The sequence below is a fragment of the Butyrivibrio sp. VCB2006 genome, assembly GCF_000420945.1.
Taxonomy (GTDB): Bacteria; Bacillota; Clostridia; order Lachnospirales; family Lachnospiraceae; genus Butyrivibrio.
Window position 1 is genome coordinate 58,651 of the sequence record NZ_ATVX01000006.1, and the last position, 12,470, is coordinate 71,120.

The window sequence follows — 12,470 nt, forward strand, 5'->3', positions numbered from 1 at the left end:
TTAGATGTCACAGAATTTCGACGATGGAAAAATTGAAGCCATAGAGGAGTTCCAGACACCTGATTCACTGTATGAAGGACTTATCAAGAGAGTTAGGAAATATCATCCGTCGGATGATATTTCCCTCATTGAAAAAGCCTATAATCAGGCTGCCGAAGCTCATCATGGACAGCTGCGCAAATCCGGTGAACCTTATATCATTCATCCCCTTTGCGTTGCTATAATCCTTGCTGATTTGGAAATGGACAAAGAGACCATTGCAGCAGGGCTTCTTCATGATGTCGTTGAAGATACTATCTGCACCAAGGAAGAAATAGAAGAGAGCTTTGGAGCTGACGTTGCTCTTTTAGTAGACGGCGTAACCAAATTGACAGCTCTGCAGCTTTCTACTGATAATACCAACAAAACTCAGGAACAGATTGATATGCAGGCCCAGAACCTGCGTAAGATGTTCCTTGCTATGGCCAAGGATATCAGAGTTATTCTGATCAAACTGGCCGACAGACTTCATAATATGAGAACTCTTGGTCATATGCCTCCGGAGAAACAACAGAGGATTGCCCAGGAGACTTTGGATATTTACTCACCTATAGCCGGAAGACTCGGTATCAGCAGGATTAAGGTTGAGTTGGATGACCTTTCTTTAAAATATCTTAAGCCGGATGTTTACTACGATCTTGTAGACAAGGTTTCCATCAGAAAAAGTGAAAGAGAAAAATACGTAGAGGATATTTGCGAGAATGTTCGAGAGGCTATTAAGGCTGCCGGAATAGAAGGCGAAGTAAACGGAAGAGTTAAGCATTTCTTTAGCATTTACAAGAAAATGCGTAACCAGAATAAGACTCTTGATCAGATTTATGATCTTTTTGCTATCCGTATTATTGTGGCTACAGTCAAGGATTGTTATGCGGCTCTTGGTGTTATCCATGAGATGTACAAGCCTATTCCGGGTAGGTTTAAAGATTATATAGCTATGCCCAAACCCAATATGTATCAGTCTCTTCATACTACTTTAATTGGTCAGACCGGACAGCCCTTTGAGATTCAGATCAGAACTTATGACATGCATAAGGCTGCTGAATACGGTATTGCTGCCCATTGGAAATACAAAGAGGCTTCTGATGGCAAGAAGGCTGAGAATGGTGAGGAAGAGAAGCTCATTTGGCTTCGCCAGATTCTTGAGTGGCAACAGGATATGTCAGATAACCAGGAATTCATGAATCTTCTTAAGAGCGATCTTAACCTGTTTTCTGATGATGTTTATTGTTTCACACCAACAGGAGAAGTTAAGAACCTTCCTGCCGGATCAACACCTATTGATTTTGCCTATAGCGTTCACAGTGCTGTTGGTAACAAGATGATTGGTGCCAAGGTAAATGGTAAGCTTGTTCCTATTGATTACAAGATTCAGAATGGCGACAGAATTGAGATTGTAACCAGCCAGAATTCAAGAGGACCAAGCCGAGACTGGCTTTCAATTGCAAGAGCCACATCCACTAAGAATAAGATCAATCAGTGGTTCAGACATGAATTAAAAGAAGAAAATATAGCAAGGGGAAGAGAGCAGCTTATTGAGTACTGTAAGAGTAAGGGCATAGATCTTTTTGCTATTTCCAAACCTGAATTTCAGGATATCATTACCAGAAAATATGGCTTCCATGACTGGGATGCTATATTGGCTGCTGTAGGCCATGGCGGACTTCGCGAAGGCCAGATCATCAATAAGATGCTGGAGCTCGGTGATAAGGAGCATAAGCGCAACATTACTGATGAGGAAGTTTTGGCGGCTGTTGCTGAGACAAATATTACTCCTCAGGTTTCCAGCTCAGATAATGCCATTATTGTTAAGGGCGTTCATGATGTGGCGGTTAGATTTTCTAAGTGCTGTAATCCAGTTCCCGGTGATGACATTTGCGGATTCGTTACTAGAGGAAGAGGAGTTTCTATTCACAGACGTGATTGCGTCAATGTTATTAAGATGCAGGAAGAAGACAGAACAAGGCTTATAGAAGCTAAGTGGCAGTCAGATACATCAGGCCCCGGCAGTAAATACGCAGCTACTATTAAGATATTTGCCAATAACAGAAGCGGACTTCTTGCGGATATTTCCAGAACTCTTTCCGAGAAGGACATTGATATTATTTCCATGAACACAAGAACCAGTAAGCAGGGACTTGCTACTATGGAGACGTCTTTCCAGGTTTCATCAAGAGATCAGCTTCGTGAGATCGTTGATAAGATAAGACAGATTGATAGCGTAATAGATATTGAGAGAACTACAGGATGATAAACTGACTGTAGTTTTCTTTTAGTTTATTGTGTTTTATGAATGAAACGGAGGCTGTATGGGAGAGCGTAATATTCAGGTTGCATGTATGACTTTGGGAATGGTAGGAACTAACTGCTATTTCGTATTTGATGAAGGCAGTAGTGACTTGGAAGGCAAAAAACATGGTGTTTTATTTGATCCTGCGGATCAGGGCGGTAGAATTTATGAGACGCTGACAGCCAAGGGATTTGTGGTTGATCTTATTCTTTTAACTCATGGTCACTTTGATCACATTGGCGGCGCCAAGGAGCTTACAGAGCTCACAGGAGCAAAGCTTGGATGCTACGAAAAGGAAATCGCAATGTGTAGTGACCCCCATCTTAATTTATCCAATGCTTATGGGATGAATCTTAGAGTGACTCCTGATGTTACCTACAAGGATGGCGATGTGGTAGAGGGCGCCGGACTTTCTTTTAAGGTGTTATTTACTCCGGGGCATACTTCAGGCGGATGCTGTTATTACTGCGAAGAAGGTAAGTTCGTTATCGCAGGAGATACATTATTTGAAGAGTCTGTTGGAAGAACAGATTTCCCAACAAGTTCAACCAGTGAGCTTTTGCGCTCTATTAATGATAAGCTGTTTACTCTTCCGGATGATACTCTTGTCTATCCGGGACATGGCGAGACCACTACAATTGAGCACGAAAAAGAATACAATCCTTTTGTGCTGGGGTGGTAAGCTTTAGGATATATGTATATTAGAGATTGGAATTAAGTATGATAAAAATCAAGCTAAATGTAGATAAATACCAGTATGATATACATTCACTGTTCAAGGCTTTTTATGGCAATGAGGATGTAAAGGTTATTATTGCCCATGCAAGTGACGAGGACTTTTTTGCATCTGTATTTATAAGAACTGATGAAAACAGTGATGACTATACAAAAGGTGAAGTTTCTGTATCGGTTAACAGTATTACTGAAGCTGTTAAGTTTGTCGACATGAAAAACTTAAGTAAGAATGACAATGCATCTACAAGCGGAGCCATGGGCGTCGATGAGGATTCTCTACAGGCAGACACCAGTAAAAATGCGGTTAAAAAGGCTATTTATCTTGCTCTTAAAAAAGAGACCGGGCGCGACCTTCCTTGGGGAAATCTCACAGGAATAAGACCTACAAGAATAGCAATGAATCTTATTGATGACGGTAAGAGTGATGAGGAAATCTATGCTTACATGAAGAATACTTATTTTGTAAGCGATGAAAAGATTGCTCTTAGCACTTCCATTGCCAGAAGAGAGAAGGAAATCCTTAAAGACATCGACTATGAGAATGGTTACAGTCTCTACATAGGTATTCCTTTCTGTCCCACAACCTGCCTGTATTGCTCCTTTACTTCCTATCCTATAGGTGCTTATAGCAAGTTGGTTGATGACTATATTTCTTATCTTGAAAAAGAAATAGATTATGTAGCAGAAAACTTCAAGGATAAAACTCTGGATACTATTTATATCGGAGGCGGAACACCAACAACACTTGAGCCGCACCAGTTAGAAAGACTTATTGGCTATGTGCAGGATAAGCTTGATACTTCCAAGGTAAAAGAGTTTACGGTTGAATCCGGAAGACCTGATTCTATCACAAGAGATAAACTTAAGACCATGAAGAAGATGGGCGTTAACAGAATATCCGTTAACCCTCAGACTATGAGAGATGAGACCCTTAAGCTCATTGGTAGAAGACATACTGTGGCTCAGCTTATTGATTCCTTTAACATGGCCAGGGAAGAGGGTTTTGATAATATCAATATGGATATTATTTTGGGACTTCCCGGAGAAACGGCTGAGGATGTAGCTTATACTATAGAAGAAATTAAAAAGCTTGATCCGGACGATCTTACTGTTCATTCCCTTGCAATTAAGAGAGGCTCTAAGCTTGCAGAGGTTCTCCATGAAAAAGAACTTAGGGGAGAGCTTAAGGTTCCGATTCTTGAATCTATTAACAATACAGAAGAGATGATGCACATCGCGGCGGATGGTGCTAAATGTCTTGGACTTGCGCCTTATTATCTTTACAGACAAAAAAATATTAGCGGAAACTTTGAAAATACAGGCTATGCCAGAAGCGGCAAAGCAGGAATATATAATATTTTAATAAATGAAGAAGTTCAGTCTATCGTGGCACTTGGCGCAGGTACCGTAACCAAGCGGGTTTACGGCAATGGAAGAATAGAAAGATGCGACAATGTGAAAGATATTAAGCTCTATATGGAAAATATTACTGAAATGATAGACAGAAAAAAACAACTCTTCAAATAGCCTATTTATGTAATATTTGAACAAAAATCAAGATTAAATATTCATGAATATGTACATGAAATTGATAATTGTTTGATAATTGTTTTAAATTATATAAAAAAGATTAAATAATTGGAAACTCAATATAAAATAATCAGTACCCCACTTTGCCTAGTTAAAGTGGGGTATTATTGTAATGTCTTGTGCATTATGCTATACTATTGTCAAAATTATGACGATATTGCTCAAAAACTATAATACGCAATATCACAAGGAGGTTTATATGCTGTTCCAACTTTATGGCAATACTGCTGCAATGCAGTTAATCGGCTGGGTGTTGGTATTCTGTGGTCTTATTCTTATGAATGAGATCGGTCGTAGGACCAAAGCAGGTGGAATGATCGTATTTGTTATTATTCCATGTATTCTTACTGTTTATTTCATTTTGGCACATCTTGGAATGTTCGGTGGTTCTGAGAACCCTACTGTGGCATTCATGGATGGATGGTTCCATTATTTCAAGCTTTATGCTGCTGATATCGGCTGCGTAGGCTTCATGATGATCAAGTACAAATGGGGTATTGGCAAAGAGAAATGGTTTGCTTGGTTCCCATGGTTCATCGTTGCTGCTAACATCATGATCGCTAACGTATCTGATATGGAGTCAGCTCTTGCAGCTGCTTCAATCACAGGCGACCTTTCAGGTGCTTGGTGGGCTTCAAACGAAGGTGTATTTATCTATGGTGGATGGTGGAACGTTGTTAACGCTCTTGCCGGAATGATCAATATCTTCTGTATGACAGGTGTTGTACACCTTTATACATCCAAGGATAAGAACCATGCAGATATGCTTTGGCCTGATATGACAGTATGGTTCATCGTTGCTTATGATGTTTGGAACTTTGAGTATACATACCTTAACCTTCCTACACATTCATGGTACTGTGGTGTTGCACTTCTTCTTGCTCCTACATTTGCTAACGCATTCTGGAACAAGGGTGCTTGGATTCAGAACCGTGCTAACACACTTGCTATCTGGTGTATGTGGGCTCAGGTTGTTCCTGCATTCCAGCTTTCAAGCAGATTCCAGGCAGCTCTTCCTTCAGTTTACGGCGGAGCTACAGAGAATGGTATCAAGACTATGGATCTTTATGAGAAAGCAATTGCTCTTTACCTGACAGGTAATGGTAAGACAGCTGAGGCTGGCCAGATCATCGAGAGCATGGGCATCACAGCTAACCCTACAGCTCAGGGTGTTGTAGCTATTCTTTCAATTGCAGTTAACGTGATCTGCATTGCTGAGATCATCAAGAGATCAGTTAAGATGGGCAAGAATCCATACGCTAACGAAGTATTTACGGATACTAAGGATTTCCAGCTTGCTATGGAGCGTGCTGAGGCGTAATATAAGTAATGTTTACGCTTAACACGAAGGAGATATTTATTTAATGGATAATGTTAGAGTCATCGAAGTAAAAAGAAGTATTTTTGAGAGTAATGACAAGGATGCAGATAAGCTCAGATCTGAGCTTAAAGAGTCCAAGACTTTTCTTCTGAATCTTATGTCTTCACCGGGATCAGGTAAGACAACAACACTTACTCGTACTATTGAACGTCTTAAGGACAAATACAGGATTGGCGTTATGGAAGCTGATATTGATTCAGACGTTGATGCCAAGACTATTGCAGCAACCGGAGTTAAGTCTATTCAGCTTCACACTGGTGGTATGTGCCATCTTGATGCAGATATGACACGTCAGGGAATTAAAGAGCTTGATGTTTCCGATGTTGATTTTGCAATTCTTGAGAACGTTGGTAATCTTGTTTGCCCTGCTGAATTTGATACAGGAAGCACCAAGAATGCGATGATTCTTTCTGTTCCTGAGGGACATGATAAGCCCCTTAAGTACCCACTTATGTTTTCTATTTGTGATGTGGTACTGATCAACAAGATAGATGTTGCTCCATACTTTGATTTTGATCTTGAAAAGTGTAAGGAATATATCCTTATGCGCAATCCAAATGCCAAGATTATTCCTATTTGCGCCAAGACTGGCGAGGGAATTGAGGCTTGGACTGATTGGCTTTCTGAACAAATTGAAGAAGCAATCAAGTAATTGGCAATGAGACTTTGAGAAATGCCAGGCGATATGGGGGGAGGAATACATATACCCTAGGAGTATCGTCTGGCATTTTTTAAGTTTATTGGGGAAGATTTATAGGTAATTAACGTATGCATGAACTTGGAGTTGTTTTTCACATAATAGATGATCTTACGGAAGTTGGAAAAGAGAATGAACTTACTAAGATCCATTCTGTAACCCTCCAGCTTGGAGAAGTTTCCGGCGTTGTTCCATCTCTTTTGACAGATGCATGGAAATGGGCGGCAGCCAAAAATGAGCTTATGAATGGCGCAGAGCTTATTATTGAGACTCTTCCGGCAGTAACTTACTGTGAGAATTGCAAAAGCGAATATGAAACTGTAAAACATGGCAAGATTTGCCCTAATTGTGGTAGTGAACATACATACCTGTTAAAGGGTAATGAGTTTTTAATAAAAGAGATATCGGCAACTTAACGTTTTTTTAAGAAAGAAGTGGTAGAGAGATGGATATGAACAATTTTGATATGAACGATTTGAATACCCCTTATTCCCTGGATCCAAATCGTAACAAGCAGGATCCCAGAGCTGGCATAATCCCTGATTCTGTGGATATGAATGCACCTTTCCGTGAGCCTCTTGCTAGATTTTCCAAGGCCGTTACGGATAGAAAGAACATTAAGCTTGGTATTGAGAAGATCACAAAAGAAAGTCCCGAGTACTGGGGCCTTTACAACCTGATCACAGACGAGCAGTGTGAGATTGCTCTTAAGCTTGAGAAGCGTAAACCTAAGACTTTTGAGCAGATTGCAGCTCTTTGTCCTGAATATACCAAGGAACAGCTCCAGAAGCACCTCGATGAAATGTCATACAACGGTGTTATCGAGTGGAACTATGAGAATGACAAGCATGAGAAACAGTATGTTCTTCCTATGTATGTCCCAGGTTCTGCTGAGTTCGGTAACATGAACCATAAGGTTTTGGAAGCACATCCAGAAGCAGGCGCTTTCTTTGAGAGAATGAGCCGTATTCCTCTCGAGGGACTTACACATATGGTTCCTATGGGCGGAGCAGGTGTAGGTATGCATGTTATCCCTGTTGAAAAGGCTATTGATATGCATGGCGAAGCAATTAACCTTGAGAAGATTTCATACTGGCTTGATTATTATGAAGGTAAGTATGCAGCTTCTCCATGTTCATGTAGAAGATCACGTAAGACCTTCGAACAGGGCTGTGCTGATGATCCTGAGGGATGGTGTATCGCTGTCGGTGATATGGCTGATTATGTTGTTGAAACTCAGAAGGATGGCCGTTATATCACTAAGGAAGAAGCTCTTGAAATCTTTAAGCAGGCTGAGGATAACGGATTTGTTCATCAGATCACAAATATCGACGGCGATAAGAAGATTTTCGCTATCTGTAACTGTAACGTTAATGTTTGTTATGCGCTTCGTACTTCACAGCTCTTTAATACACCTAATATGTCACGTTCAGCATATGTTGCTCACGTTGACAAGGATAACTGTGTTGCCTGCGGACGTTGCGTAGAGGTTTGTCCTGCCGGTGCTGCAACTCTTGGACAGAAGCTTTGCAAGAAGGATGGAAGTGAAGTTCTTTATCCTAAGATGCCACTTCCAACTGAGAAGAAGTGGTCTCCTGAGATGTGGACTGAGGACTACCGTGATATTAACCGTATTAATACTCACAAGACAGGTACAGCTCCTTGTAAGACAGCTTGTCCTGCTCATATTCCTGTTCAGGGATACCTTAAGATGGCTGCACAGGGCAGATATACAGAGGCTCTTGCACTTATCAAGAAGTACAATCCACTTCCAGCTGTCTGCGGACATGTATGTAACAGACGTTGTGAGGATGCTTGTACAAGAGGCACAATTGACAAAGCTCTTGCTATCGATGAAGTTAAGAAATTTGTAGCTATGAGAGACCTTCAGTCTGAGACTCGTTACATTCCTGAGAAGGTTATTCCTAAGATTGGTGGCGGTTTTGATGAGAAGGTAGCTATCATTGGTGCAGGCCCTGCAGGTATTTCCTGTGCTTACTATCTTGCACTTAAGGGCTACAAGCCAACTCTTTTCGAGAAGAATAAGAAGCCGGGCGGAATGGTTACCTACGGTATTCCTTCTTTCGTAATGGAAAAAGATGTAGTTGAGGCTGAGGTGGACGTCCTTAGAGAACTTGGAGTTGATATCCGTCTCGGCGTTGAGGTTGGTAAGGATATTACTCTTAAGCAGCTTCGAGAAGAAGGCTACAAGGCATTTTATATTGCTATCGGCTGCCAGGGCGGACGTGGCGTAAATGTTCCCGGAGAGGACGCTCAGGGCGTACTTAAGGGCGTTGACATTCTTCATGATGTTATTGATGATGAGAACTATAAGCTTTCCGGCGATACAGTAGTTATCGGTGGTGGTAACGTTGCTATTGACGTTAGCCGTACAGCTCTTAGATGCGGTTCACCTAAGATCACACAGGTTTCTCTTGAAACTCGTGACATTATGCCAGCTCTTCCTGAGGAAATCGAGATTGCTGAGTCTGAAGGAATTGAGTTTAAGGGCGGATGGGGACCTAAGGAAATCCTCACTGAAAACGGTAAGGTTAAGGGTATCGTATTCAAGAAGTGTACTCAGGTTAAGAATGCAGAAGGCAGATTTGATCCTAAGTACGATGAGAATGAGACCATTGAAATTGCTTGTTCTAACGTTATTCTTTCAGTTGGACAGGCAACTGTATGGGGCGACCTTCTTAAGGGCGAAAACGTAGAGTTCAGAGGACCTGCTCCTGTAGCTGATAAGGTTACATTCCAGACTACAGTACCTGATATCTTCGTTGGTGGAGATATGTTCTACGGTCCTAGATTTGCTATCGATGCTATTGCATGTGGTAGAGAAGGTGCAGAATCTATTCATAGATTTGTACAGCCTCATTCATCACTTACAATCGGACGTGATCCTAACTTCTTCATCGAGCTTAATAAGGATGATATTTCAGTTAATGATTACGATCATGTTGGACGTCAGGTTGCTGGTGTTAAGGAGACCAATGGACAGCTTACATTCCGTGATACCAAGCTGGTATTTACAGAAGAGCAGGTTAAGAAGGAAACATCACGTTGCCTTTCATGCGGAGCTTCAATTGTTGATCCTAATAAGTGCGTAGGTTGCGGACTTTGCACAACACGTTGTGAATTTGATGCTATTAAGCTTACAAGGGATAATCCAGATGCTTCTACAATGAGAAAAGCAGAAGATAAGCTTAAATATATCCTTCCAAATGGCGCTAAGCAGGCTCTTGCAAGACCATTTGTAAAGAAAACACCTAAGGAAACAGCATGGCTTCCTAAGGATGAGAAATAATAATAATTTATAAAATTATAATTAAGATTAAGTCAAGTGCATAAATGTGTACTTGACTTAATCTTTAAAAATGTATATTAATAAGAAAGTGTAATTTTGAAATTTAATATCATTGATTATGAAGGGGCATTTTTAGGCACAATGGCAACTAAAACAACTAATAACAAGAAAAATTCACTCCTGATTGTTGAGTCACCTACTAAGGTTAAGGCAATCAAGAAGTTTTTAGGAACTGGCTATGACGTAGCTGCCAGTAACGGTCACGTAAGAGATCTTCCCAAGTCACAGATGGGTGTAGATGTGGATCATGACTTTGAACCTAAATATATAACAATCAGAGGCAAAGGAGATGTGCTTGCCGATCTTCGCAAGAAGGTTAAGAAGGCCGATCACGTGTACCTTGCAACTGACCCTGACCGCGAGGGTGAAGCTATTTCATGGCACCTTATCGCGGCTCTTAAACTTGATCAGGCTGATGCCAAGATTCAGCGTGTAACCTTTAACGAAATCACCAAGAATGCAGTTAAAGAGGCTATGAAGCATCCAAGAGACATTGATATGAACCTTGTAGATGCTCAGCAGGCTCGCCGTGTTCTTGACAGAATGGTTGGATATAGTATTTCACCACTTCTCTGGTCCAAGATCAAAAGAGGCCTTAGCGCCGGAAGAGTACAGTCTGTAGCTCTTAGAATCATTGCAGACAGAGAAGAAGAAATAGAGTCATTTATTCCAAGTGAGTACTGGACACTGGATGTAAATCTTTCAGCTGAAGGCGAGAAGAAACCTCTTGTTGCTCACTACTATGGAACAGGCAATGACAAAAAAGAAATCAAATCCAAGGATGAACTTGATAAGATTTGTGCATCTTTAAAGGGTACGAAGTATGTTGTAAGTGATGTTAAGAAGGGTGAGAGAACCAAAAAAGCTCCGCTTCCTTTTACCACATCAACTCTTCAGCAGGAAGCTTCAAAGGCTCTTAACTTCTCAACTCAGAAGACAATGCGTGTTGCTCAGCAGCTCTATGAAGGAATTGAGCTTGGTAAACAGGGTACAGTTGGTCTTATTACTTACCTTCGTACTGATTCAACCCGTGTTTCCGATGAAGCTGTAGCATCAGCTAATGATTACATCAAGAATAATTTTGGTGAGAAGTATTTGTCAGAAGGTGCTACTGCCAAGAAAGCTGATGCCAAGATCCAGGATGCTCACGAAGCAATCAGACCTACTTACATCGAGAATACGCCTGTAGTTGTTAAGGAATATCTTTCAAGAGATCAGTTCAGACTGTATCAGCTTATCTGGAGAAGATTCATGGCAAGTCGAATGGCTCCTGCCAAGTACGAGACAACTTCCGTTAAGATTGATGCCGGTGAACATAGATTTACAGTTGCAGCAAGCAAGACTGTATTTGATGGTTTTCTTAATGTATACACAGATGAAGAGGATCAGATTGAGAAGAATGTTCTCATGAAGAACCTTGATACTAATACAAAGCTTAAGTTCGACAGCTTTGATAGTGCGCAGCACTTTACACAGCCTGCTCCACATTATACTGAAGCTTCCCTTGTTCATGATCTTGAGGCACTTGGCATAGGCAGACCTAGTACATATGCTCCTACTATTTCTACAATCCTTGCAAGACACTATATTACCAAGGAGAATAAAGCAATCTTCATCACAGAGCTTGGTCAGGCCGTTAATAAGATGATGAATGATGCTTTCCCTCAGATTGTTGATGTTAACTTCACGTCTAACATGGAGGCACTTCTTGACGGTATTGCCGATGGTGATGTTAAGTGGAAGACTGTAGTTGAGAATTTCTATCCTGATCTTAATGAAGCAGTTGTTGCTGCAGAAAAAGAAATGGAGAAAATCCAGGTTCAGGATGAAGTTACCGATGAGATCTGCCCTAATTGCGGAAGAAACATGGTTATCAAATATGGTCCTCATGGCAAGTTCCTTGCTTGCCCAGGCTTCCCTGAGTGTAAGAACACAATGCCTTACTTTGAGAAGATTGGTGTAGAGTGTCCTAAGTGTGGTAAGGATCTTGTCCTTAAGAGAACAAGAAAGGGTAGAATTTACTACGGCTGTATTGATGCACCTGAGTGCGACTTCATGTCATGGGCAAGACCTGTTAAAGAGAAATGTCCTAAGTGTGGCAAATTCATGGTTGCGAAGAGCAATAAGCTTGCTTGCAGTGATCAGGAGTGCGGCTACGTAATGGATAAGCCCAAGGATGAATAAGAAATTTTGAGCCAAGACTCGGAAAAATCTAAATGAAATAAAAATAAACATGAGTTTTCTGAAAAATTAAGCTTATTTTAATAATTGTAGGCGCTTTAAGGTTTGAAGCGCCTATTTTTTTATGCTATGATACAAATAGCGTAGTAATGTTATTGACGCATTTTCGTTAATAGTATTGCTTGTGGGG

8 protein-coding genes are annotated in these 12,470 nt (G+C 40.9%); all 8 read left to right on the forward strand.

Going from position 1 to position 12,470, the window contains the following annotated elements; genetic code table 11:
- Positions 1-4 precede the first annotated feature (4 nt).
- The 8 genes from G613_RS0107475 to topA all read left to right on the forward strand — a co-directional run bounded on the left by G613_RS0107475 (position 5) and on the right by topA (position 12,283).
- Positions 5-2,287 carry a RelA/SpoT family protein gene (locus G613_RS0107475; RefSeq protein ID WP_029232070.1) on the forward strand — a complete coding sequence of 761 codons (2,283 nt, stop codon included), beginning with the start codon at positions 5-7 and terminating at the stop codon, positions 2,285-2,287.
- Between the two features lie 58 nt (positions 2,288-2,345).
- On the forward strand, positions 2,346-3,008 hold the full coding sequence (locus G613_RS0107480; RefSeq protein ID WP_029232071.1) for an MBL fold metallo-hydrolase: 663 nt from the start codon (positions 2,346-2,348) through the stop codon (positions 3,006-3,008).
- Positions 3,009-3,046: 38 nt separating this feature from the next.
- Positions 3,047-4,588 (forward strand): coproporphyrinogen dehydrogenase HemZ, encoded by a 1,542-nt coding sequence (gene hemZ / locus G613_RS0107485; RefSeq protein WP_029232072.1) that lies wholly within the window; start codon positions 3,047-3,049, stop codon positions 4,586-4,588.
- A 262-nt stretch (positions 4,589-4,850) separates the two neighbouring features.
- Positions 4,851-5,972, forward strand: coding sequence for a DUF5692 family protein (locus G613_RS0107490; protein ID WP_029232073.1), 1,122 nt, complete (start codon positions 4,851-4,853; stop codon positions 5,970-5,972).
- A 43-nt stretch (positions 5,973-6,015) separates the two neighbouring features.
- Positions 6,016-6,684 (forward strand): hydrogenase nickel incorporation protein HypB, encoded by a 669-nt coding sequence (gene hypB / locus G613_RS0107495; protein ID WP_029232074.1) that lies wholly within the window; start codon positions 6,016-6,018, stop codon positions 6,682-6,684.
- 116 nt (positions 6,685-6,800) lie between these two features.
- Positions 6,801-7,145 (forward strand): hydrogenase maturation nickel metallochaperone HypA, encoded by a 345-nt coding sequence (locus G613_RS0107500; protein ID WP_029232075.1) that lies wholly within the window; start codon positions 6,801-6,803, stop codon positions 7,143-7,145.
- Positions 7,146-7,282: 137 nt separating this feature from the next.
- Positions 7,283-10,039 carry an FAD-dependent oxidoreductase gene (locus G613_RS0107505; RefSeq protein ID WP_051151047.1) on the forward strand — a complete coding sequence of 919 codons (2,757 nt, stop codon included), beginning with the start codon at positions 7,283-7,285 and terminating at the stop codon, positions 10,037-10,039.
- 141 nt (positions 10,040-10,180) lie between these two features.
- Complete coding sequence (gene topA, locus G613_RS0107510) at positions 10,181-12,283, forward strand: type I DNA topoisomerase (RefSeq protein WP_029232077.1); 2,103 nt, start codon at positions 10,181-10,183, stop codon at positions 12,281-12,283.
- Positions 12,284-12,470 lie beyond the last annotated feature (187 nt).